The organism is Chloracidobacterium sp. N, assembly GCF_018304765.1.
GTDB lineage: Bacteria > Acidobacteriota > Blastocatellia > Chloracidobacteriales > Chloracidobacteriaceae > Chloracidobacterium > Chloracidobacterium aggregatum.
In genome coordinates this window covers 949,897-973,207 of record NZ_CP072643.1, presented here as the reverse complement: position 1 = coordinate 973,207, position 23,311 = coordinate 949,897, and the positions used below count along the sequence as shown (strand labels likewise).

The 23,311-nt window shown below is 61.9% G+C and carries 24 protein-coding genes; 12 read left to right on the top strand and 12 right to left on the bottom strand.

The window, feature by feature from the left end; translation table 11 throughout:
* Positions 1 to 28: 28 nt before the first annotated feature.
* Positions 29 to 736, bottom strand: a complete 708-nt coding sequence (locus J8C05_RS15025; RefSeq protein ID WP_211423553.1) for an SDR family NAD(P)-dependent oxidoreductase — start codon at positions 734 to 736, stop codon at positions 29 to 31.
* A 227-nt stretch (positions 737 to 963) separates the two neighbouring features.
* Between J8C05_RS15025 and J8C05_RS15020 the strand changes: the two genes are divergently transcribed.
* Positions 964 to 1,251 carry a type B 50S ribosomal protein L31 gene (locus J8C05_RS15020; RefSeq protein WP_058865972.1) on the top strand — a complete coding sequence of 96 codons (288 nt, stop codon included), beginning with the start codon at positions 964 to 966 and terminating at the stop codon, positions 1,249 to 1,251.
* Positions 1,252 to 1,335: 84 nt separating this feature from the next.
* Positions 1,336 to 1,641 (top strand): 30S ribosomal protein S14, encoded by a 306-nt coding sequence (gene rpsN / locus J8C05_RS15015; RefSeq protein WP_211423552.1) that lies wholly within the window; start codon positions 1,336 to 1,338, stop codon positions 1,639 to 1,641.
* A 123-nt stretch (positions 1,642 to 1,764) separates the two neighbouring features.
* On the opposite strand, the gene J8C05_RS15010 is transcribed toward rpsN, so the two are convergent.
* The 10 genes from J8C05_RS15010 to queF form a co-directional block, all read right to left on the bottom strand.
* Positions 1,765 to 2,562: a carotenoid biosynthesis protein gene (locus J8C05_RS15010; RefSeq protein ID WP_211423551.1), complete on the bottom strand. Its 798-nt coding sequence runs from the start codon at positions 2,560 to 2,562 to the stop codon at positions 1,765 to 1,767.
* Entirely contained in the window at positions 2,559 to 2,810 is a 252-nt protein-coding gene (locus J8C05_RS15005; RefSeq protein WP_014100813.1) for a hypothetical protein, read from the bottom strand. The genes J8C05_RS15010 and J8C05_RS15005 overlap by 4 nt, the downstream gene beginning before the upstream one ends.
* A gap of 3 nt (positions 2,811 to 2,813) precedes the next feature.
* On the bottom strand, positions 2,814 to 3,290 hold the full coding sequence (locus J8C05_RS15000; RefSeq protein ID WP_211423550.1) for a hypothetical protein: 477 nt from the start codon (positions 3,288 to 3,290) through the stop codon (positions 2,814 to 2,816).
* A gap of 53 nt (positions 3,291 to 3,343) precedes the next feature.
* On the bottom strand, positions 3,344 to 4,768 hold the full coding sequence (locus tag J8C05_RS14995) for an aspartate kinase (RefSeq protein ID WP_211423549.1): 1,425 nt from the start codon (positions 4,766 to 4,768) through the stop codon (positions 3,344 to 3,346).
* Positions 4,765 to 5,829, bottom strand: a complete 1,065-nt coding sequence (gene metX / locus J8C05_RS14990; protein WP_211423548.1) for a homoserine O-acetyltransferase MetX — start codon at positions 5,827 to 5,829, stop codon at positions 4,765 to 4,767. The genes J8C05_RS14995 and metX overlap by 4 nt, the downstream gene beginning before the upstream one ends.
* Before the next feature lie 153 nt (positions 5,830 to 5,982).
* Positions 5,983 to 7,299: an O-acetylhomoserine aminocarboxypropyltransferase/cysteine synthase family protein gene (locus J8C05_RS14985; RefSeq protein ID WP_211423547.1), complete on the bottom strand. Its 1,317-nt coding sequence runs from the start codon at positions 7,297 to 7,299 to the stop codon at positions 5,983 to 5,985.
* Positions 7,300 to 7,520: 221 nt separating this feature from the next.
* Positions 7,521 to 8,726, bottom strand: coding sequence for a hybrid sensor histidine kinase/response regulator (locus tag J8C05_RS14980; RefSeq protein ID WP_211423546.1), 1,206 nt, complete (start codon positions 8,724 to 8,726; stop codon positions 7,521 to 7,523).
* Positions 8,727 to 8,730: 4 nt separating this feature from the next.
* Positions 8,731 to 9,399 (bottom strand): glycerol-3-phosphate 1-O-acyltransferase PlsY, encoded by a 669-nt coding sequence (gene plsY / locus J8C05_RS14975; RefSeq protein ID WP_211423545.1) that lies wholly within the window; start codon positions 9,397 to 9,399, stop codon positions 8,731 to 8,733.
* A 19-nt stretch (positions 9,400 to 9,418) separates the two neighbouring features.
* On the bottom strand, positions 9,419 to 10,186 hold the full coding sequence (locus tag J8C05_RS14970) for a class II aldolase/adducin family protein (RefSeq protein ID WP_014100806.1): 768 nt from the start codon (positions 10,184 to 10,186) through the stop codon (positions 9,419 to 9,421).
* 34 nt (positions 10,187 to 10,220) lie between these two features.
* Entirely contained in the window at positions 10,221 to 10,616 is a 396-nt protein-coding gene (queF, locus tag J8C05_RS14965) for a preQ(1) synthase (RefSeq protein ID WP_211423544.1), read from the bottom strand.
* Between the two features lie 157 nt (positions 10,617 to 10,773).
* Between queF and J8C05_RS14960 the strand changes: the two genes are divergently transcribed.
* The 4 genes from J8C05_RS14960 to J8C05_RS14945 all read left to right on the top strand — a co-directional run bounded on the left by J8C05_RS14960 (position 10,774) and on the right by J8C05_RS14945 (position 14,767).
* Positions 10,774 to 11,667, top strand: a complete 894-nt coding sequence (locus tag J8C05_RS14960) for a 3-hydroxyacyl-CoA dehydrogenase family protein (protein WP_211423543.1) — start codon at positions 10,774 to 10,776, stop codon at positions 11,665 to 11,667.
* Positions 11,668 to 11,753: 86 nt separating this feature from the next.
* Positions 11,754 to 12,065, top strand: coding sequence for a DUF2103 domain-containing protein (locus tag J8C05_RS14955; protein ID WP_211423542.1), 312 nt, complete (start codon positions 11,754 to 11,756; stop codon positions 12,063 to 12,065).
* A 24-nt stretch (positions 12,066 to 12,089) separates the two neighbouring features.
* Positions 12,090 to 14,141: an NAD-dependent DNA ligase LigA gene (gene ligA, locus J8C05_RS14950; protein ID WP_211423541.1), complete on the top strand. Its 2,052-nt coding sequence runs from the start codon at positions 12,090 to 12,092 to the stop codon at positions 14,139 to 14,141.
* A 14-nt stretch (positions 14,142 to 14,155) separates the two neighbouring features.
* Positions 14,156 to 14,767, top strand: coding sequence for a hypothetical protein (locus J8C05_RS14945; protein WP_211423540.1), 612 nt, complete (start codon positions 14,156 to 14,158; stop codon positions 14,765 to 14,767).
* Here J8C05_RS14945 and J8C05_RS14940 read toward each other — a convergent pair.
* A complete protein-coding gene (locus tag J8C05_RS14940) occupies positions 14,764 to 15,612 on the bottom strand; it encodes a DNA-methyltransferase (protein ID WP_459543879.1) in 849 nt (282 codons plus the stop codon). The genes J8C05_RS14945 and J8C05_RS14940 overlap by 4 nt on opposite strands.
* Before the next feature lie 383 nt (positions 15,613 to 15,995).
* Here J8C05_RS14940 and J8C05_RS14935 point away from each other — a divergent pair, with 383 nt between their 5' ends.
* The 6 genes from J8C05_RS14935 (at position 15,996) to J8C05_RS14910 (ending at position 23,296) form a co-directional block, all read left to right on the top strand.
* On the top strand, positions 15,996 to 17,591 hold the full coding sequence (locus J8C05_RS14935) for a putative Ig domain-containing protein (RefSeq protein ID WP_211423538.1): 1,596 nt from the start codon (positions 15,996 to 15,998) through the stop codon (positions 17,589 to 17,591).
* Between the two features lie 108 nt (positions 17,592 to 17,699).
* On the top strand, positions 17,700 to 18,689 hold the full coding sequence (locus J8C05_RS14930) for a DNA-methyltransferase (protein WP_211423537.1): 990 nt from the start codon (positions 17,700 to 17,702) through the stop codon (positions 18,687 to 18,689).
* Positions 18,686 to 19,255 carry a BglII/BstYI family type II restriction endonuclease gene (locus J8C05_RS14925; protein ID WP_211423536.1) on the top strand — a complete coding sequence of 190 codons (570 nt, stop codon included), beginning with the start codon at positions 18,686 to 18,688 and terminating at the stop codon, positions 19,253 to 19,255. Before J8C05_RS14930 ends, J8C05_RS14925 begins: the two co-directional genes overlap by 4 nt.
* Before the next feature lie 184 nt (positions 19,256 to 19,439).
* Complete coding sequence (locus J8C05_RS14920) at positions 19,440 to 19,871, top strand: VOC family protein (RefSeq protein ID WP_459543852.1); 432 nt, start codon at positions 19,440 to 19,442, stop codon at positions 19,869 to 19,871.
* Positions 19,852 to 22,410: a S9 family peptidase gene (locus tag J8C05_RS14915; protein WP_246840781.1), complete on the top strand. Its 2,559-nt coding sequence runs from the start codon at positions 19,852 to 19,854 to the stop codon at positions 22,408 to 22,410. Before J8C05_RS14920 ends, J8C05_RS14915 begins: the two co-directional genes overlap by 20 nt.
* Positions 22,411 to 22,420: 10 nt before the next feature.
* On the top strand, positions 22,421 to 23,296 hold the full coding sequence (locus J8C05_RS14910) for an alpha/beta fold hydrolase (RefSeq protein WP_211423535.1): 876 nt from the start codon (positions 22,421 to 22,423) through the stop codon (positions 23,294 to 23,296).
* The last annotated feature ends 15 nt before the right edge of the window (positions 23,297 to 23,311 follow it).

Here is a 23,311-nt window from a genome sequence, read left to right as displayed (position 1 = left end):
TGCGCCGCCGCCGCCAGCCGGCCGGTTTTCAGCCCCCCACCGGAAGGCTGGTGCCACTGACGGCCCGGGCGGCATCGGACAACAGAAACACCAGCACGGCGGCAATGTCTTCCGGTGCAACCCACGTGGCGCGGTCCGCCCCCGGCATCGCCGCCCGGTTGGCCGGCGTGTCAATCATGCCGGGCAGGACGACGTTGGCCCGAATCCCGTAGGGCGCACCCTCCGCCGCCAGGGTTTCCGTCAGACGGATGACGGCGGCTTTGGCGGCAGCATAGCCGGCATGTCCGGCCGTGCCGCGCAGCGCCCCCAGCGAGGAGACATTGACGATGCTTCCCCGGCGGCGCGGTTGCATGGCGCGGAAGGCGGCCCGGCTGCCCAGAAAGGCCGTCCGCAGGTTGAGCGTCAGCATGGCTTCAAACTCCGCCAGTCCGAGGTCGGCGACGGGCGTCCCCCCGGCATAGCCGCCGACCAGATTGAGCCAGCCGTCGAGTCGGCCGTACTGCTGTATGGCGTGGTCAGCCAGCGCCGGGACACTGGTTTCATCCGTCAGGTCGGCTGACACAAACGCAAGCTGCCCGTCCGCAGCTCCAAACCGGGACCGCCATTCATCCGCGGCGATGCGTCCGCGATGACTCACCACAACCACGGCCCCGGCGCGCAGGCAGGACTGCACGACGGCCGGCCCCAACCCGCCGGTGCCGCCGGCAATGACAATGACATGTTCCTGAAGTGACATAGGCAACGTCCCCCCGTCCGCTACCGGCGCACAGGCCGCTTCCGGGCGGTTGGGATACATCCTTTCTGAAATTTGCGCTTGGCGAAGGGCAGCATTTCCGTGTAGGATTGCGGTTTCGCTTTGGCTTCGGCCCGGCGCGTCTCAGCCGGTGAGTTTGTGCAAGACCAAACGGGGCGTCCAGTGAAGATGGCATGGCATCCGGCGCCCGTCTGGCAGGAAGGTGAGCAGTGAAAAAAGGCATCCATCCCGAAAACTACCGTCCCGTCGTGTTCCGGGACGACTCCGCCGACGTCAACTACATCATCCGTTCGACGGTCAGAACCAACAAGACCATCACCATTGACGGGCAGGAATACCCGCTGGTGATGCTGGACATCTCCGCTGCCTCCCATCCGTTCTTCACCGGGAAGCAGAAGTTTGTGGACACTGCCGGGCGCGTTGACCGCTTCAACCGGCGCTATGGGAAAAAGACGACCGGGGCCGCGGACAAACCGGCGGCGAAGGCGTCGAAGTGACGGACCAATTGATGGACAGGGCGGCGGCGTCCGCCCGCCAAGGCAGGTTGCCGAGCCAACATCGCTGATTTCACGAGAGTCGTTATGGCCAAGAAAAGTCGCATTGCCAAAGCTGAGAAAATCAAGCGCCTTGTCGCCAAGTATGCCGAAAAGCGGGCGGCGCTGAAGGCGATCATCCGCAATCCGAACGCAACCGACGAAGAGCGCGAAGCGGCGCTGTACAAGCTCCAAGACCTGCCGCGCAACTCCTCCCCGGTACGCATTCGCAACCGCTGCGCCATCACGGGACGCCCACGCGCCTACCTGCGCAAGTTTGGCCTGTCGCGCATCAAGTTCCGCGAACTGGCCCTGCGGGGCGAGATTCCGGGCGTCAAAAAGGCCAGTTGGTAACCTCCGCCACACGGCACAACCCACCACCGGACCTCACGTTCCCCAGCACCGACTTCCCCACCCGGCCCGGCGTGTGTGAACCCGCCGGGCTGTGGTGTTTTTCTGTGGCTGTTGTTTCCGCCGTCATTCACCGGGCCGGCTTCGGTAGGGTGAGAGGGCGTGCTGAACGAACATCCAGCCGATGAGGAACGCAATGAAGGTGCTGGCCCAGCCCATGGTCGTCTCGCCAATCCAGAAGGTGACGGCAATGTTGAAGGCGAAGATGCCAAAATAGACCCCCAGCGGGGCAACGTGCTGGAACGGAAAGGCAAAGGTTCCCGTCCGCGCGACACCCCGCAGCAGCGTCGCTTCCCACAGGCGAAAGGTTGTGGTGATGAGCACGCTGACCACAAACCACCCGACATAGTTTTCAATCGTCACGCCAAAGTGCGGGCCGCCATGTGGATAGCCGTAGATTTGCCCCAGAAACCACCGTTCGCCCTGGAGCGTCACCGGATCAATCACCACATCGAGAAACATCATCAGCAGTCCGGCATAGACGGTCGTCAGCCATGACCGCCGCGCCGGAGCGTCATCGGGCGACACATGCCAGGAAGTCAACGGCGTGCGCAGGATGACGGCCGCCTCGAAGCTGATGAAGGAAAGAAAGGCAAAGGACAGCGAATCAAAAAAAGGCACGCCCGCCACCCACAGTTCGCGGTCACTCGTGCGGTCAATGTAGTCGTACCGCCCGAAGGGAAAACCGTTGTGAATGGAACTCCATTCACAGGCCCACGCAATGAGATAGGCCGTGACGGTCCAGACCAGGGTACGCAGCCAGCCCAGCCGCGCCACAGCCAGAAACAGGTACGCCAGCAGGAACACAAAGACGTAGGGACGCAGCAGGACGGTCCCCGCCAGGCGGTGCAGCAGATCGGTCATGGTTGAAAGTCGCGGATGAGCGGCAACGGCTCATCGGCGGTCAACAACTCCAGCGCCGCCAGGATGACCCGCCGTTGGAGCGCCGGGTTGTGGGGTTCACCCAGGGGATACCCCAATGGGAACGGCACCCACAGGGCGCGCGGCGGACGTACCTTCTCGGTGACGAACCGGTACAGCGAAATCGAGACCGTCACGATGCCTTCGTTTTCAAATGCAGCCTGAATCAGTCCGACCGACTGATTGCACATCGGTCAGACCGGGGTCAGCAGGGCGACTTCCACGCCGTCGGCCCGGGACTGGGCGGCAGCTTCCGGCGCGGTACGGGCAATGAGTTCCCCCGGCTTGGCAATCGAACCGCAAAATGACCAGGCCCGCGCGTTGAGTGCCCCCACGACACCTTCCGCCACGAGTTCCTGAAAACGGGTGATGGGCAGCGCCAGGTTCGGGTCCCGCTCGATGCCCGTGTGGTCAAACGAAGGGCTGACGTGTCCGACCTTGAGCGTGGTGAGGTCACAGTCGGTCGGAATGACGCGAAAGGACGGATCGCCGGCCAGCTTGAGATCAAACGCCGGTTGCGTGGGCAGGTGAAAGGCGGCTGTCGTCACCAGGCCGACCTTGCAGGCGGACAGCGGCTTGGTCAGCCGCGCCGGTTGCCAGACGGACACCGTGTAGCGGTAGGCGCGCATAAAGGAGCGGACAAGCAGGCTGGCATCGGAAAGTTCCGCCATGGCGACTCACCTCCGGCAGTTGGGGCGTTTCACGGGTGACAACGGTGACACGCTCAGGCTGGATTTTCAATGAGCTGTGCGTGCAGCTTCTGGACGGCCGTCGGCGCGGCAGCTTCCGCCAGAAGAAACAGACGCGCGTGGGGCGATGGATGGGGCAACAGCGGCGTGGAACGAAACTCGGCCAGAATTTCGCTCAGCGCCGGATGTAGTTCCGTGGCCTCAGTTCCGAAGTTGCCGACGACACACAGCAGCGCGCGGTCGGTCGTCACCTGCACGTCGCCACAGGTCTGAAGGTCGCGCCGGGCCGCTTCCAGTGCCTCGCCGTCCTCCACTGTGGCCGTCAGCCCCAGGCGCGAGGCCGCCAAGTGCTCGACCAGGATGCCGTGGGCGTCCAGAATCTGGGCCATTTCGTCCAGGGCCACCGCCGCGCGCCAGCTCCCCCGTGGACGCACGTGAACGGCCGCCACACCGTTGCGGTGGGTGACGGCCAGAATGGCCCCGGACGGAGCGCCGGATGAAGCCCTAATCGTCGAGTAGCCAGCTTCCGGGTCGTACGAGTTGCGAATGCTCACCGGAATGCTCAACCGCTCGACCGGCTCGATGGTGCGTGGATGCAGCACTTTCGCTCCGTACAGTGCCAGATCGGTGGCTTCCCCGTAGGCCAGCGTGTCCAGCCGCCGTACTTGGGCAACCAGACGTGGATCGGCCGAGTAAATGCCGGCGACATCCGTCCAAATCTGGACTTCGCAGGCCTGAAGTGCTGCGCCAATCAGGGTGGCCGAATAATCCGAGCCGCCGCGGCCAAGTGTCGTGGTCGCGCCGTCAAAGGTCGCGCCGATGAAGCCGCCCAGCACCGGGATGACTCCTTCCGCCAGCAGCGGCTCCAAAACCTGGCGGGTGTGGGTTTGCGTCGCATCCCAGCGCGGGCGCGCCCGCCCGTAAACATCATCCGTCACAATGCAGGTGCGGGCATCCACCGTACGGCAGGCGGTGCCGTCACCCGACAGAACGGCCGCCAGCAGCGCGGCGGAAAGATGCTCACCATAGGCCACGACTTCATCGCGCAGCGGTGGAATGGTGCCCGGATAGCGACGCATCACTTCCAACGCCTGCCCGATGTGTTCGCGTGCGGCATAGAGCACGTGGACGAATGCACCGTAGGCGATGCCATCAGTCAGCCGTTCGGCCACCTCGCTGTAGCGGGCAAAATGGGGTTCCAGCCACTCCAGCGCCGCCGTCGTGTCCTGTTCCAGGGAACGCTTGACGGCATCCAGCAACGCATCGGTCATCCCGGCCATGGCCGACACCACGACGACGGGCTGCTGTCGGGGCGGCTGTCCCTGCTGCCGACGAATGATGGCGGCCACCCGCTCAAAGGCCGCCGTGTCCTGAACCGAAGTGCCGCCAAACTTCATCACCACGGGGCACAGCCCGGAGTTGGCGGCCGAAGGCACGGAAAGAGATGGTGTTGGGTTCATGTGGGTTGGGTCGTGAGTGCCGCACGCAGGCAGGGGGCAACAGCATCGGGTTCGGCCAGAAAGCCATCGTGACCATGGTCGGTCGTAATTTCATCATACTGAACCGCTACCTTGACCGCCCGCAGCCGGTGGGCCAGCGCGCGGACGCCGGCTGCCGGAAAAAGCCAGTCCGAAGACAGCCCCACCAGGTGTATCCGGGCGCGAATCCGCGCCAGGTCAGCGTCGGTGAGATCGAAGGTGTCCATGGCCTTGCTCAGCACAAGGTAGCTGTTGGCGTCGAACCGCCGGACGAACTTTTCTCCCTGGTGGTCGAGATAGCCGGCTACGTCGTATCTTCCGGTCAGCGTCTTTCGGGGGTCTTCACCTGACCGGTCGGGACGGCGGCCGAAACGGGCATCAAACAGCGCCGCTGACTTGTAACTGCACATGGCAATGGCGCGGGCCAGGGCGAGTCCGGCCACCGGCTGCGTCGTGTAGTCGCCATCCTGCCAGGCGGGGTCGGACAGGATGGCCTGCCGCTGAAGATGGTTGAGCGCCAACCCCATGGCCGGCAGTGGCGTCGCGCCAATGGCGCAGCAGACATCGAGCACGGCGGGGAAATCCGTGGCCCAGCGCAGCGCCTGCATGCCCCCAATCGAACCGCCAATCACGGCCGTCAGGCGCAGGATGCCCAGTTGCCGCAGCGCAAGGTACTGGGCGCGCACCATATCCCCGATGGTCACCAGCGGAAACCGCGCTCCGTAGGGGCGTCCGCGCTGCCGGTCAGGTGTTGTCGGCCCGGTCGAACCATAGCAGGAGCCAAGCACATTGATGCCCACGATGGCATAGTGCGCCGGGTCCAGCAGGCGCCCCGGACCCACGAGTCCGCCCCACCAGTCGGCCACCCGGGCCGAGCCGGTCAGGGCATGGCAGACGAGAATGACGCCGCCGGGAGCCGTTTCCGGTTGGCCGTACCAGGCGCACCGGAGCGTCACCTCCGGCAGTTCGCCCCCGGCTTCCAGGCGAAAGGGATGCTCGTCGAGGGTGACATCGCACTCGACCGTTGGTTCGATGGCATCCATGGCGTTTTTTCAGGGCCCCGGCAACTTTTCCTTCCCGCCGGGAAGGAAAAGCGCCGCAGGCAAAAACCATCGCCGACGCCAGGCGCTGGGACGGAAACTCTCTCAGCCCGAACCGTCACAAGAGAGCGCCGGCGCCGACGAAGCTCGCAGGTTTCAGGCCGTGGCCGATTGCGCCGCCGGTGTTTCCGAAATGACGGCGCTGCGCAACCCGGCGTCAAGGTCGGCCAGGATGTCGCGGATGTCCTCAATCCCGACGGAGAGCCGGATCATCTCCGGCGTCACACCGGTCGCCCGCTGTTCTTCTTCGGAAAGCTGGGAATGCGTGGTTGAAGCCGGATGAATGACCAGGGACTTGGCATCGCCGATGTTGGCCAGCAGGCTGAACAGCCTGACCGAATTGATGAAGCGTTTGCCGGCTTCGTAACCGCCCTGAATCCCGAAGGTCACGAGCGCCCCGGCCCCCTTGGGCAGATACTTTTCCACCCGCGCCTTTTGTTCGCCTTCCGCCAAACCCGGATAGTTGACCCAGGCGACGTGGGGATGGTTTTTGAGGAAGTTGGCGACAGCGAGGGCGTTTTCCGAATGACGCGCCATGCGCAGGGAGAGCGTTTCCGTCCCTTGCGCCAGCAGGAAGGCGTTGAAGGGCGACAGCGCCGCGCCGGTATCCCGCAGGCCCTGCACCCGCGCCTTGATGATGAAGGCCAGATGGCCAAAGGCTTCCGTATAAACGATGCCATGGTAGGACGGATCGGGCGTCGTGAAATCGGGAAAACGCCCGGAAGCCTTCCAGTCGAAGTTGCCCCCGTCAATGATGACCCCACCAATGCTTGTCCCGTGACCGCCAATGAACTTCGTGGCGCTCTCGATGACAATGTTTGCGCCGTGCTCGATGGGACGGCACAGCGCCGGCGAAGCGGCGGTGTTGTCAATGATGAGCGGCAGTCCGTGGCGATGGGCAATTTCAGCAAGGCGCGTGATGTCGGTCACGAGCAGGTTCGGATTGCCCAGGGTCTCCGAGTAGATGGCCTTGGTGCGTTCGTCGATGAGCTGCTCGATGCCGGCAAAGTCGTCGGCATCCACAAACTTCACGGTGATGCCCAGCTTGGGCAGGGTGTAGCGAAACAGGTTGTACGTCCCGCCGTAGAGCGAGTTGGTTGAAATGATGTTGTCACCGGCGCTGGCAAGCGTGGTGATGGCCAACGTTTCGGCTGCCTGCCCGGAAGCTGTCGCCAGCGCGGCCACTCCACCTTCGAGCGCAGCCAGGCGTTTCTCGAACACGTCGGTCGTGGGGTTCATCAGCCGCGTGTAGATGTTGCCAAACTCCTTGAGCGCGAACAGACGCGCGGCATGGTCGGCGTCGTCGAACTGGTACGAGGTCGTCTGGTAAATCGGCAGGGCGCGGGCTTTCGTTGTTGCCTCGGGCGCGTAGCCGCCGTGAAGGGCCAGGGTATCGAAGTGGTATTCCGCCATTGGGACATCCTCCGTGAAGTGACCGGCGTGAAATGACCCGGCGCAGCCCCAAAAAGCAACTACCCCGCACGCTTTGCCCAAAGCGTGCGGGGTAGGTACGGCTCAAAACCACCGGCGCTTTAGCAGTTTTTAGCGTGGAGCAAGTTGCCTAAATCGCCACGTCAGGTTGTCAAAGTCATCCGTTATGACGGACGAACGATGGATGATAACGGAGAGCCTTGTCAACCCATTTCCGTGTCGGCCGCCGGCAGCGCAGAGGATGACGAAAGCAGGCACGTGTTTGTTGTCGGCAGGGCGATGGTAAAGGCAGTTCCGACACCTTCGGCGCTCTTGACACTCACCTGCCCGCCATGGGCGGCCGTGATGCGCTGCACGATGGCGAGTCCCAGTCCGGTGCCCAACTGCCGGGTGCGCTGCCGGGCCTGGTAGTAGGGGTTGAAAATGTAGGGCAGGTCCTTGGCCGGAATACCCGGCCCGGTGTCTTCGACGTGAATGACCAGAAAACTTTTACCCGCGTCCAGCCCGACGCCTTCTGTTTGCTCGGCGCGCAGCGACACCGTACCGCCGGCGGGCGTGAACTTGATGGCGTTGGAGAGCAGGTTGCCGATGGCACGCAGCATTTTGCCCCGGTCAAGCAGCAGACTGGGCAGGTCAGCCGGGCACTCGACGCGCAGGGTGATGCCCTTGCGCTCGGCGTTGAGGGAGACCTGATCAGCCGCTTCCTGGACGAGCTCCCCGGCAGCCACCAGTTCCAGTTCGAGCGTGGCTTCCCCGGCTTCGGCCTTGGAAAAGTCCAGCACCTCGTTGACCAGCCGGGTGATGTGGTCGAGGGTACGGTAGCCATGCTGAAAAATCCGGCGCAGGTCGTCATCCAGGATGCCGGTTTCCTCCGCCCGGAGCTCCGTCAGTTCCAATGCGCCATAGACTGTGGCGAGTGGCGAGCGGATGTCGTGGACGAGCACGGCCGTGAATTCCTCCCGCTGGTGGGCCAGCTCTTCCAGCTTGGCAACGGTTTCCTGAAGCTGGGCAGCTTTTTCGCGCAGTTGGTGTTTGAGTTCGTGAATGCGCATGGCGCTGCGCACCCGCGCCAGAAGTTCCTTGGTTTCACAGGGCTTCACCAGGTAGTCATCCGCCCCGGCATCAAGCCCCTGCACCCGGTCTTCGAGTTCGCTGCGCGACGACAGCATGATGATTTGGCTGTCGAGCAATTTGGGATTGGTGCGAATCAAACGGCACACCTCAGGCCCATCCAGACCCGGCATCACCCAGTCCAGCAGAATCACCCCCGGCAAGGCGGCTTCGGCCTGATGCAGGGCGTCTTCTCCGTCCACGGCCTCCAGCACGGCAAAGCCGGCCTTGGTCAGGATTTTTCTGAAAAACAGGCGTATCGTGGCTTCGTCATCCACCACCAGCACCGTGTTGGACATAGGCTCAGGAACCCTGTGGCGGCGTCGAACGCAGCCGCGTCTCTCCAAAGGTCAATTCCGTGCCCCGATAGAGCCGCTGGAGATTCTCGCGGTGGCGCGCAACAATGACCAGACCAATCACAACCGACCACACCAGGGTCGGCAACCAGACGGACGACGGACGCCCCGCCCACCAGCCATCACAACTCCAGATGCCAAGCGGCAGCGCGACCACCCCCAGCAGCGAACCTAGCGACACCGCGCGCGTCAGGGCAAAGGCAACCACCCAGACTCCGAGCGACAGAAGCGTGGCCCACGGCGACAGCATCAGAAACACGCCCACTCCGGTCGCCACACCCTTCCCGCCGCGAAAGCCGAGATAGACCGGAAACATGTGCCCCAGTACGGCCGCCAGCCCCACGGCGCCCTGAGCTGTGGGCGCGGACAATCCGAACCACCGCGTCGCCAGCCACAGCGCCAGCAGGCCCTTGGCCACATCCAGCACGTAGGTTGCCAGCCCGGCCGCGAGTCCGGCCTTGCGGACGACATTCGTCGCCCCGGTACTTCCCGACCCGGAAGCCCGTACGTCTTCACCGGTCACGGCTTTGGCAATCAGGAAGCCCGAAGGCAGGCCGCCGATGAGGTAGGCCAGCGTCAGAGCGACAAACCAGGTTGCCAGCGGTGCGGTTTCCATCGGTTCCGGTATCGTTGCACTAGTTACGGTATGAGGCGTCCACCCGGTCGAGTTTGCGCAGCAGCGCAGGCCAGACCAGTTCAGCGCCCAACCCAAGCGTCACCTGGTCAGCCTGGGCGCGAATGCCCCGCAGAATCGGCTCAGGAATCGTCACGAGCGGTTGCCCGCCAGACTGCGCCAGAACCTGGATGCGGCAGGCGCTTTCCACGACGTACATCAGCAGGAAGGCTTCGGCGGCCGTCCGCCCGACAGTCAGCAGGCCGTGGTTGCGCAGGATGAGAATCTGCTTGTCGCCCAGGTCGGCCACCAGACGTGGCTTTTCGTCTTCATTGAGCGCCACGCCTTCGTAGTCGTGATACCCAAGGCTGGCAAGGGCAAAGAGCGACTGCTGGGAAAGCGGCCGCAGCCCTTCGGCCTGGGCGGCAACGGCAATGCCATGTGGCGTGTGCGTGTGGAACACACACCGGGCATCTTCCCGCGCGGCATGAATGGCGCCGTGAATGGTGAAGCCGGCCGGATTGATGCGGTAGGGTGTTTCCATGACGATCTGCCCATTGAGATCAATCTTGACCAGGTTCGAGGCCGTCACTTCTTCAAAGAGCAGACCGTAGGGATTGATGAGAAAGTGGTGGTCTTCCCCCGGAACGCGCATCGAAATGTGCGTAAACACCAGGTCATCCCAACCATACAGCGCCGTGAGGCGATACATGGCGGCCAGATCAACCCGCGCCTGCCATTCTTCCGGCGAGACACGGTCACGAACACTCAGCGGCGCAGGTGCGGTCATAGGACAATTCCTCCGTAGGCGCAAATGGACGGGTTCAGGCCGGGCGGTGGGCAGCCTGGTAGGTGGCTTCGACCAGGGAACTGATGCCGCCGCGGGGTGTAAAGTCACCCGTGACCGTACATTCGACCGGATCGCAGGCCGCAACGACATCGCGCAGGATGCGGTTGATGGCGTTTTCGTAAAAAATCCCCAACTGGCGGTAGGCGTGCATGTAAAGTTTCAGCGATTTCAGCTCCAGGCAGCGGTCACGGGGCACGTAGGTGATGGTCACCGTCCCAAAATCCGGCTGCTCGGTGAGCGGGCACACGGACGTAAACTCCGGGATGCGAATCGTAATTCGGTAGTTCGGAAACTGGTTGGCCCAGCACTCGATGGGTGGCAACGGTGCATCCAGCCCCTTTCTGGCATGTTCATCGGTGTAAGCGCCCATGAGACATTCAGACCTCGTTTCCTGAAAATCGGTGTTACCTTACCAGCCGCCAGGCGGACTGGCACGAATTTTTCTGACATGAATTTTTGCGCCGTGGAGCTGAACTTTTGCGACATTGAGGCGCAAGCACTTTTCATTTGAAAGGAATCATAACGGTATGACTGAACTGCGCAACATAGGCGTCGTCGGCTGCGGCACGATGGGCGCCGGTATTGCCCAAACCGTGATTCAGGCTGGCCTGGATGTGGTGGTGGTCGAAGCGGACGACGACCGGCTGCAACGCGGTTTTACGATGATTGTTTCATCCCTGTCGAAACTGGTCGAGAAGGGGCTTTTGGAAGATGAAGCCAAAAGTGCGGCCCAGCAGCGGCTGCGTGGCTCGACCGAGCTTGCGGCGCTGGCGGGATGTGACCTCGTCATCGAGGCCATCGTGGAAGACCTGGCTGCCAAGCAGACGTTGTTCCGCCAGTTGGATGAACTGTGCCGGCCGGAAACGGTCTTTGCCAGTAACACCTCCTCGCTCTCGATTACCCAGATGGCGGGTGTCGTTTCACCGGCGCGGCAGACCCGTTTTCTCGGCCTGCACTTCTTCAATCCCGTCCCGCGCATGGCGCTCGTGGAAGTCGTCCGGTCGTTTCTGACCGACGCCGCCGTGGCCGAGCAGGTCACGGCTTTTGTGCATGCGATTGGGAAAACGCCTGTTCAGGCTACGGACAAGACGGGCTTCATCGTCAACCGCCTGCTCGTGCCCTACTCGCTCGACGCCATCCGTGCGCTGGAAGAGGGCGTCGGCTCGATAGCCGACATTGACCAGGCAATGAAGTTGGGGGCGGGGCATCCCATGGGGCCGCTGATGCTCAACGACCTGGTGGGGCTGGATGTCCTCCTCAACGTGGCCAATGTCATGTACGATGCCTTCCGGGAACGGCGGTTCGCGCCCCCGCCGCTTCTGACGCGCATGGTGGCGGCTGGCTGGCTGGGTCGCAAAACCGGACGCGGCTTTTACGACTACAGCGACCCGAAACAGCCCAAGCCCATGACACTACAGTGACAGGCCGGCTGCCCGGGCCGGGCAACGGGCCTGGGACAGGCAATTGAAGGCCCTCCACTGGCAGCTTTCTTTTGGGAGGCGTCGGCATGGTCAGGAAAAAGTCTTCGGAAGCAGCCGAAGGTCGCCTGGTGTGGAACCATTCGACCCACATTCCGGGACTCATCCCCGTGCTGACGCGCCTGTGCAAAGTGCCCGGCGTCAAGACGGTGACGCCGGGCCGCCTGGGACAGGCCAAGGGACGCCCGCTGCCTCTGACGATTCGGGTCACGGTGCCGATTGTCGGCGGCTTCAAACTTCAGGCGCGTTCCAGCGGGGGCGTCCAGGAAATTTTTGTCATCACTTCCCTGACCGAAGCGGAGTTGCAGCAGGCCATAGACGGACTTCTGGCCGACGACTGACCGCCGCGCCCGCAACCAACTACGATGTCTGACGCCTCTCCCACCCTGTTTTCGGAATCTCTGCCATTGACGCGGGAGGCCGCTGAGCGCGAAGCGGCAGCCCTGCGGGCTGAAATTGCGCGTCATGACGAGCTGTACTACCAGCAGCATGCGCCGGTCATCAGCGATTACGACTACGATCAGCTCGTCAAACGGCTTCAGGCCATCGAGGCGGAGTTTCCCGACCTCATCACGCCCGATAGTCCGACGCAGCGGATTGGCGGACGCCCCAGCGAAGGCTTTGCCTCTGTGCCGCACCGGATTCGCATGCTGTCGCTGGACAACGTCTATTCGCCTGACGAACTGCGCGAATGGGAAGCCCGTTGCCGACGCGCCTGTGACGGGCCGTTTGACTACGTGGCTGAACTCAAAATTGACGGCCTGAGTCTGGCGCTGCGCTACACCGACGGACTGCTGACGGAAGCCATCACCCGTGGCGATGGGCTGACCGGCGATCTGGTGACGGAAAATGCCCGTACGATCCGACAGATTCCCCTGCGGCTGGCGCAGCCGCTGGCGGCTGACATCGAAGTACGGGGCGAGGTCTATCTGCCTCTTTCGGCGTTCCGGCGGCTTAATGCCGACCTTGAAGCTGAAGGCGAAAAAACCTTCGTCAATCCCCGGAACGCTGCCGCCGGCACGATGAAGCTGCTGGACTCACGGGTGGTTGCCAGTCGGCGGCTGGCGATGTTCTGCTACGAGTTGTTTGCCGACGGCGTCAAACCCTTTGCCACGCACTGGGAAAGTCTTGAATGGCTGCGCCAGGCGGGTTTTCCGGTCAATCCTCATGCGCGGCGGTGCGCGACGCTGGATGAGGTGCTGGCGTACTGCGCCGAAATGGAAAGCCAGCGGATGGCGCGCGACTACGATACCGACGGCGTAGTGGTGAAAATCAACCCGGTGCGCGTTCAGGACGAGTTGGGCGCGACGGCCAAAGCGCCACGCTGGGCGGTTGCCTACAAATTTGCGCCGATGCAGGCCCAAACCCGGCTGCGCGGCGTGACGTGGCAGGTTGGTCGTCTGGGTACGCTGACGCCGGTGGCCGAACTCGAACCGGTTTTTGTAGCCGGGACGACTGTGGCGCGCGCTTCCCTGCACAATGAAGACCAGATTCAGCGGCTTGACGTACGGCAGGGCGATCTGGTCATCGTCGAAAAAAGCGGCGACATCATTCCGCAGGTTGTGGGCGTGGTCATGGCGGCGCGCACGGGCGCGGAGACGCCGGTTGGTGTCCCGGAATACTGTCCGGGCTGCCCGGAGCGGCAGGTCCGGCTGGTGCGCCCGGAAGGTGAGGTGGCGTGGCGGTGCCCTGAAATGCACTGCCCGACCAAGCTGCGGCAGCAGGTACAGCATTTTGCCAGCCGTCCGGCGATGGACATCGAAGGGCTGGGCGAAGTGCTCGTGGACAAGCTGGTACGGGAGGGCCTCGTGACGGACGTTGCCGATCTCTACGCCCTGACGGCCGAACAGGTCGCGGCACTGGAGCGGTTGGGGGAAAAGTCCGCAGCCAATCTCATGGCACAGCTTGAGCGCAGCCGGACGGCCGGGTTGGAACGGCTTATCTTTGCCTTGGGGATTCCCGATGTCGGCCGCCGCAAGGCGCAACTTCTGGCCCAGCACTTCGGCTCGCTGGCGGCACTGGCGGCGGCTTCGGAGGCGGAGCTGGTGGCCGTACGGGACATCGGTCCGTCCACAGCCGCGCACATCCGTCAGTGGTTTGCCGACGCCCGGCATCAGCAGACGGTGGCACGGCTGGAGGCGGCGGGTGTTGTGACCCGGCTGGACTCGTCCGGTGCGGGTACGACGGCGCGGCTGGCAGGCAAGCAGTTCGTACTGACGGGAACTCTGCCCAACCTGACGCGGGAGGAAGCGACAGCGCGCATCGAGGCGGCTGGCGGACGGGTGACGAGCGCCGTCAGCAAGAAGACGGATTATGTTGTGGTGGGTGAAAATCCCGGCTCGAAGCTGGCCAGGGCCGAGGCGCTGGGCATTCCGGTTCTGGACGAAGCCGGACTGCTGGCATTACTCGCCGGATAAGAAGACCTGCCGCTATGTCGGATACTGCTGCCGTCTGCACACCTGTCCCGGTGAATCCAGGCGGCTTCAACCAAAAGTCCACGCTTCCGTATGGCTTGCAACTCAATCAACTGCACCAGGCCATGAATGACTTTCTGGGCTTTGTCAACAGGCAGCTTTACTCAAAAGGGATACCCCGCCTCGAATGTCTTCTTATGCCAGCAACCTTCAGTAGTTTGGTTGGAGAGTACATCGTTTACAGAATTCCCTTCTACTGCACGCAACTGGTAAAGAATCAACACCACAATGGGCATCCAGACCTGATTCCAACAGGAATTTTCCCCCAAAATGCCGTTCTTCACACAGACGAGGGCATAGAAGTAAAGGCTTCAAAATACTCAAGTGGTTGGCAGGGACATAATCCTGAATCCGTTTGGCTTCTGGTATTTCAGATTGATTGCAACTCACCCAATGAGAAGGTCACGCAACCCAAGCCTTTTCAGTTCAAGGCGGTTTATGGGGCCAAACTTGACAAGCAAGACTGGAATTTTTCCGGCCGCTCAGCCACGAGCCGTCGGACGATAACAGCCAGCGTCAACAAAAGTGGACTTGAGAAGATGAAGCAAAACTGGATATACCGGACTTAGGGCAACTGAAGAGACATTTGATTTTCCTTGACGTCAAGTGCCGATAAAGCCGGTATGGACGTCAGGCTTAAGTGGTAGTAATCCGGGTTTTTCTCGATACCGAGGGCAGAATACCCAACTGCCTCGGCAGCCGCAATCGTGGAGCCTGAACCCATAAAAGGGTCAAGAAGAATGCCTTCGCCAAGCGGCAAAGAAGCATACACAAGCTGGCGCAGAAAAGATTGCGGTTTCAGGCTCGGATGATTGGCCAGCATCCGTTCTTTTCGTGGCGTGCGTTCACTTTCAATGACGTCCTCGAAAGGATTGCCATCGGGCTTGCGCCGCAAGCCGCCGGTCTGAAACTGTCGCAGGCACTCGCTGACGGTCATGCCTTTAGGTAGTGGCTTGCGGAAGATGCCCCAGGGTTCGTAACACCCACGCGGCATGGAACAGACATCGGGAAACTCCTCTTCGGCATTTTTGGGCTTGTCCCCGCCCCGCAGGGTTCTCACCAACCGGATGACCTGCCCCCGAAACTCCAGGCCGGCGCGGACCAGAGCCGCAAAAACGGTTTGCGACAGAAAAACATTGGAGGCAAGAAAAAGATGCCCGCCTGGGTACAGGACCCGCAGGGCAAGCATTGCCCACTCCTGAAAATACACTTCGATTTGTTCCCGCTCCTTCCCGTTCAGGGCCGTGAAGCGCGGGAGCGGTGATCGGGTGTGCCCATCAAAGGAAGGTGGGATGCGCCAGATACCGCCGTGACCGTTTGAGCGTTTGGCCAACTGTTCCGGGTCATACTCTTTCAGCCCGTATGGCGGATCGGTGACGATGGCATGGAAACATTCGCCCGGCACGCGACGCATCCACTCCAGGCAGTCGGCGTGAATTACCACGGAGTTTCCCACAGACTGATACGCACAGTCGCCGGCGTAGCGTTGTCCAAGCTGTTCCGCAGTCATTCAGATTACCTGTTCATGGCTGTTCACAGAACGAACCCCGGCACACTGGCTTTCATACAGCAGGTTCGGTTTCCTGCATCTTTCGCCGTGTTCCGTTTCCGGGAGTTTTCAGAAACGCCGGCGGAATTGGTAGCACAATCCGGGGCAGGTCAGACATTGGACGCTGCGCCGGCCCCCTGTCCACAGCACCAAGTATCCCGGACTCAACAAATTGGCCGCGGTGTCCCGAAGCGGTAAAGTCCCGGCTGGTGGGGATTTTTCTGGCGAGGTGAAGGATTTTGCCTGCAATGCGGTTTCTCATCAGCGTGCTGTTGCTTGCCCTGACAGCCATGCCGTGGCCGGTTGTCCATGCGGCGCGGGCGGCCCGTCCGGTGTCCGCCCTCCCGGAAGAGCCTCCGGCCGAACCGAGCTACCCGGACATCGCGGCCAACGACGAACCGACGCCACGCCTCAACGGCCCCCGCGTGGTGGGCACGACGCCGGGGCGCGAGTTCATCTACCGCCTGCCCGTAACCGGCGCCGCCCCGCTGACCTGCACCGTCACCAATCTGCCGCCCGGCTTGACCTTCGATGCCGCCACAGGTGTCATCCGCGGCCGGGTGGAAAAAGAAGGCGTGACGCCGGTTTCGATGACCTTGCGCAACCGCTACGGCACGGCGCGGGCCACGCTGCGCATTGTCGCCGGCCGGAACAAACTGGCGCTGACGCCGCCCATGGGCTGGAACTCGTGGAACGTCTGGGGCACGCAGGTTTCGGACGAAAAGGTGCGCGCCGCCGCCGAAGCCCTTGAACGGACCGGGCTGGCAGCTCATGGCTACCGCTACGTCTGCATTGACGATGGCTGGCAGGGCCGCCGTACGCCGGAGGGCGTCATGCAGCCCAACGAACGGTTCCCGGACATGAAAGCCCTTGGCGACTGGCTGCATGCCAGGGGCCTGCTTTTCGGGATGTACACCTCGCCGGGGCCGTTTACCTGTGGGCGTTATGTCGGCAGTTGGCGGCACGAGGAAGCTGACGCCCGGCTGTATGCCAGTTGGGGCGTGGATTACCTCAAGCATGACTGGTGTTCGTACGAGGGCATTGCGCGGCAGAAGACACCGGAGGCACTGCAGCAGCCATACATCGTGATGCGGACGGCACTCGACAAAACCGACCGCGACATCGTTTATGCCATCTGTCAATACGGCATGGGCGAGGTGTGGACGTGGGCGCGCCAACCCGACATTGGCGGCAACCTCTGGCGGACGACGGGCGACATCGAGGACACGTGGCAAAGCGTCGCGGAGATTGGGTTTCGACACTCGCCGCTGGCACGGTTTGCCGGGCCCGGCGGCTGGAATGACCCGGACATGCTTGTGCTGGGGGTTGTCGGGTGGGGGGAAAAGACCCGTCCGACGCGCCTGACGCCGGACGAACAGATTACGCACATGACGTTGTGGGCGCTGCTGGCAGCCCCGCTCATCCTGGGTTGTGATCTGACCCGGCTGGATGAGTTCACCCGGCGGCTGCTGACGAATCCCGAAGTCATTGGCATTGACCAGGACGAGTTGGGCGTACCAGCCACCCGGCGCGATACAGCACAGGATGGAACGGAAGTCTGGGCGCGTCCGCTGGCTGACGGCCGTCTGGCGGTCGGGTTGTTCAACCGCAGCAACGACACGCAGACGGTCACAGCGAACTGGCGTGACCTGGGATTGCGCGGGCGCTGTACTGTACGGGATGTGTGGCAGCGGCGTGATGTCGGGACGTTTGACCAGGTGTTTGCCGCGCTCGTACCGCCACATGGCGCGCGGTTGTTGCTTTTGCGCCCCCAGCCGACAGCGCCACGCTCCCCACGGCGGACGGCCACGCCGCCCGCCAACCAGCACGGGAACGGGAACTGAAAGCTGCCATTGCCGTTTCTTCACCGATCAGGAATCCTGCCCGGTGACTTGAGGGAAGTTCACAAACGCTTTGCCTTTGGAAGTGCTTTGGATTCAAAGAAGTCCATCATGAGCAGCCTGCCTTTGTTTCACCCGGTCAAATCAATTGAAGCCACTTTTCATCAGGAAGCTGAAATCGTAGCTTTCAATGGCGATGTGGCGGACTTTGTGGCACAGATTCCAGATGAATCCATCACACTCATTATCACTTCCCCGCCATACAATCTTGGAAAAATCTACGAAAACCGCACAACGATAAGTGACTATCTGGAAACCCAATCCAGTCTGATTTCGGAGCTTTGCAGGATACTGAAACCAAACGGGAGTATATGCTGGCAGGTTGGTAACTTCGTGGAAGATGGAGAAATCTATCCATTGGATATTTTCTATTATCCCATTTTCAAAAAGTTTAGAATGAAGTTGCGCAATCGGATAATATGGACGTTTGGACATGGACTGCATTCCTCCAAACGTTTTTCTGGTCGGTATGAAACAATACTATGGTTTACCAAGTCAGATGACTACATATTCAATCTCGACTCCGTTCGTGTTCCCTCAAAATATCCGGGAAAACGTCACTTCAAGGGACCAAACAGGGGAAAGCCATCAGGCAATCCCCTTGGTAAAAACCCATCCGATGTCTGGGAGATACTCATCCAGGACTGGGAAGCCGCAGTATGGGACATTCCCAATGTGAAATCCAATCATCCTGAAAAGACCATCCATCCCTGCCAGTTTCCCATTGAACTCGCCGAACGCTGCGTACTGGCACTGACCAACGAGTGGGATTGGGTTTTTGACCCCTACATGGGCGTTGGCTCAGCACTGGTGGCGGCTGTCAGGCACGGCCGGCGGGCTGCAGGATGCGACAAAGAAGCCACCTACGTTGAAATTGCCCGCCGGCGCCTGTCCGACTATTTCAACGGCACCCTTGGGTATCGCCCAATAGGCAAGCCGGTTCATCAGCCGACGGGGAGAGAGAAGGTGTCGCAGGTTCCAGAGGAATGGAAGGAAAAGTTGCAGATTGACACTATAGAAAGTCAGGACAAAGCTGAATGAACATTGCAGGCATTTACTCGTTCAATAATGGCAAAGAAGTTGTCGAAAGCGAATACACTCTGGAATTCAGCGAAATCAAAAATATCATCCGCAGCATAGACAGCGAAAGGTGCAGAACGAAAATCAGCAGGGAAAAAACAATGTCTGGAAGAAAGCTCTACAATCCAAAAGAACTGAATAAAGCATTCACAGAAGAGTTTGCAAGGCAAAATTGGAAAAGGCATAGAATAAAATGTACATATTCCAGTAAATACTACACAGAAAACTTTCACCCTGCAGAACAACCAAAGAGTGCATTCCGCGAAATTGATTTTGTAAAAAATCGTCTCGGTGTAGAGGTTCAATTCGGCAAATACGCTTTCATGGTGTACAATGTGTGTGCGAAAATGACTATTTTTCACAAGTCGAATGTGATAGACGCAGGTATTGAAATCGTACCCGTCAAAACTTTTGCTGACAAAATGTCAACCGGTGTTTCCTATTTTGAGCAGTTTGTCTGGGACCTGGAGACCCGTGGCGTCTCCAACATTGACATCCCGGTGCTGGTGCTGGGCATCACGGCCTGAAAACGGCATTGCGCCAGGATGCCAGATGCGATGTCGTACGCCACAGCCGGTTTGTACCCCCTTCCCGACCATCCCGGTTGTCTCGCCTTTGGCGCGCGGCTTAAGATGACCAGCGCCGCCGGATGAAAACGCCCTCTTGGGCAGGCGGCAGAGACTCTTCCAAAGACCTGTCCCAATACGGCCTATGCTGAACGCACCCTGCTTTCACCTGGCATTTCCCGTAACTGACCTTGGAGCAACCCGCCGTTTTTATGTCGAAGGTCTTGGCTGCACTCCGGGCCGGGCCTCAGAGCGGGCGCTGATTCTCAACTTCTTCGGACACCAGCTCGTCGCCCATCTCGTCTCCGAGCCGCCGCCACCACAAACCGGTATCTACCCGCGTCACTTCGGCATGGTGTTTCCCACCGAGACCGCCTGGGCCGACGTTGCCGCACGCGCCAGGGCGCACGACCTGCGCTTTCGCCATCCCCCGCGCGTCCGCTTTCCCGGCGAGCCGACCGAACACCGGACGTTCTTTCTGGAAGACCCGTCGGGCAACCTGCTGGAGTTCAAGCACTACACCAACGCCGAAGCCGTGTTCGGGTGTCCCGAACTGAATGACATCGGCGACGCCTAAGCCACCCCCCAACGACCACAACCTGCTGATGCTGCCTATGGTTCCCAAACGGACTCCCTCCCGCGCCTGCATCGGCGCACTCCTGCTCCTTGGCTGGCTGGCTGGATTCGGTCTGGCTTCCACGCCGGCCGAAACACCCTACCGCACGCCGCCCAAAGCCATTGCCGACCTGGTGGACGCCCCCCTGCCGCCCGCGGCCCTGCTGAGTCCGCAACGGAACTGGCTGCTGCTGGCCGACCGCCCCACCCTGCCGCCCATTGCCGAAGTCGCCCAGCCCGAACTCCGCCTGGGCGGTATCCGCTTCAACCCAAAGACCAACGGCCCCAGCCAACCGTCCTACCTGACCGGACTCACGCTGGTGCGCCTGACGGACGGGACGAAACGCCCTGTGACCGGACTTCCCAACCCGGCACGCCTGAGCGACCTCAGTTGGTCGCCGGACGAACGCTTCCTGGCGTTGACCCACACGACGCCCGACCGCGTCGAACTGTGGCTGCTCGATGTCGAACAGGCCGCCGTGCGCCGGCTGGGTGATTTCCAGCTCAACGCCATTGCCGGACGCCCCTTCCAGTGGCTTCCCAACAGCCAGGCGCTGCTGTGCCGAACCGTACCGGCCAAGCGCGGTGCACCGCCATCACCGCCAGCCGCGCCGGACGGACCCATCGTGCAGGAAAACCGCGGACGGGTCACGGCCGCCCGTACCTTCCAGGACCTGCTGCGCAATCCCTACGACGAAACGCTGTTTGACTACTATCTTACGTCCCAGCTTGTCCGGGTTGACCTGAACGGCCGTACCAAACCCATCGGCGCCCCGGCCGTTTTCCAGAGCGCTGCGCCCTCACCCAACGGGCAGTATTTCCTGGTGCAGATACTGCACCGCCCCTATTCTTACACCCTGCCGGCAAACTATTTCCCCAACCGGATTCAGGTCTGGGACGAAAACGGGAACGTTGTCCGCGAAGTTGCCGACCTGCCGCTGCGGGATGACATCCCGACGAGCTTTGACGCTGTCGCCAAAGGCCCCCGCAACGTACAGTGGCGCAGCGACGCTCCGGCCACGCTCGTCTGGGTGGAAGCCCAAGACGAAGGCAACCCAGCCGTCAAGGCTGACATTCGGGACCGTCTCTTTTTCCTGTCCGCGCCATTTGCCGGCACACCGACTCCCAGCCTCGGCTTTGCCTACCGCTTTCTGGCCGTCCAGTGGCACAGCGGACAGTTGGCCATTGCCTACGAAGGCTGGCGCAAGACGCGCCTGCGCCGTACCTGGCGATTCCAGCCGGATACGCCCGATGCGGCACCGACGCTTGTGTTTGAACGTTCAACCGAAGACCGCTATGGCGACCCCGGCAACTTTCTTACAGCCACAGCACCCAACGGCACACCCCGCCTGCTTTCGCCCGATGGCGGCAGGACGCTCTACCTGACCGGCGAAGGCGCTTCGCCGGAAGGCGACCGCCCGTTTCTGGACCGCTTCGAGGTGGCCACAGGCCAGACAACACGGCTGTGGCGGTCAGAACCGCCCTACTATGAAAACCCCGTAGCCCTGCTTGACCCGGCCGCCACGCGCGTTCTGCTCACGCGCGAGTCGCCAACCGCGCCGCCCAACTACTTCATCCGGGACATGGAGACAGGCCGGATGACGGCGCTCACGGACTTCCCCCACCCGACGCCGCAGCTTATCGGCATCCAGAAAGAGCAAATCCGCTACAAACGGGCCGACGGCGTTGATCTGACGGCCACGCTGTACCTGCCACCCGGCTACGATCCCAAGCGGGACGGCCCGCTGCCGCTGATGATGTGGGCCTACCCACAGGAATTCGTCAGCGCCACGGCCGCCAGCCAGGTACAGGGATCACCCTACCGGTTCGTCCGTGTCAGCTACTGGGGGCCACTTTTCCTGCTGACGCAGGGGTATGCCGTTCTCGATGACCCTTCCTTCCCCATCGTGGGCGAAGGCGGTCGCGAACCGAATGACACCTACATCGAGCAGCTCGTAGCCTCGGCCAAGGCAGCCATTGATGAGTGTGTCCGGCGCGGTGTCGCCGACCCCAACCGCGTCGCCATCGGTGGCCACTCCTACGGGGCGTTCATGACGGCCAACCTGCTGGCCCACTCGCGGCTGTTCCGCGCCGGGATTGCCCGCAGCGGCGCCTACAACCGGACGCTCACCCCCTTTGGCTTTCAGGCTGAAGAGCGTACCTACTGGCAGGCCCGCGAGGTGTATCAGCGCATGTCGCCGTTCAACTACGCCGACCAGATACGCGACCCGCTGCTGCTGATTCACGGCGAAGCCGACGACAACTCCGGCACCTTCCCCATCCAGAGCGAACGGCTGTTTCAGGCCATCAAGGGCCTTGGCGGGACAGTACGGCTGGTGATGCTGCCTCACGAACGCCATGGCTACCGGGCGCGCGAATCCATCCTGCACATGCTCTGGGAAACGCACACCTGGCTGGAAGAGCACGTCAAGGCGGCCAAACCGCTGGAAGCCGAAACGAAACCGGCCGGGACCCGTTCCGGCCAGCCGGAACAGCGCTGACGCAACATCCATGGAACAACCTTTGAACCCATCGTCACACTACTTCCACTCGCACCGGCTCAAGCTGCACTACTGGGACTACGGCGGGCCCGACGACCGCCCGCCCCTCATCCTCGTTCACGGCACACAGGATCACGCGCGAAGCTGGGATGACTTTGCGCGGGAGTTCCGCCGTGAGTACCACGTTTATGCCCTTGACCTGCGCGGTCATGGCGACAGTGCGTGGGTGGAAGGTGCGATGTACGCTTTCCCGGAGTTCATGCTCGACCTGGTGGCCTTCGGCGGTGTCGTGCAGCGGTTTCCGGCGGCCATCGTCGGGCACTCGCTGGGCGGCATTGTGGCCATGCACTACGCCGGCGCGTTTCCCGAACGGGTTGCGGCCGTCGTCAACATCGAAGGCTGGGGCCCGCCCCCGGCAACCAGGACGAAGACCTACACGGAACGGCTGCGCACCTGGGCAGAACGGGTGCTGGCGGCCGAAAGCCGGACGCCGCGCCGCTATGCCTCCATCGAGGAAGCCACCGCCCGGATGAAGGAAGCCAACCCGCATCTTTCCGACGCCATGGCCGCGCACCTGACGCGCTACGGCACGAACCGTACGGCCGACGGCAGCCTCATCTGGAAGTTCGATCCCTACCTGCGCAACCTGCCGCCGCTGGGACTGCCGACCGAACTGGCCAGGGAACTCTTTGCGGCCGTGAAATGCCCGGTACTGTGCATCCGGGGCGCGAAAAGCTGGGCAGCCAATCTGGCCCAGAGTCCGCAGCTTCAGATGATCGAGCGGATGCAGTACGTCGAAATCCCCGACGCCGGCCACTGGGTTCACCACGATCAGTTTGAAGCCGTCGTGGACGCAACGTGCCGCTTTCTGGCCGATGTTCCGTAGGCCGGGCGCGCCCTT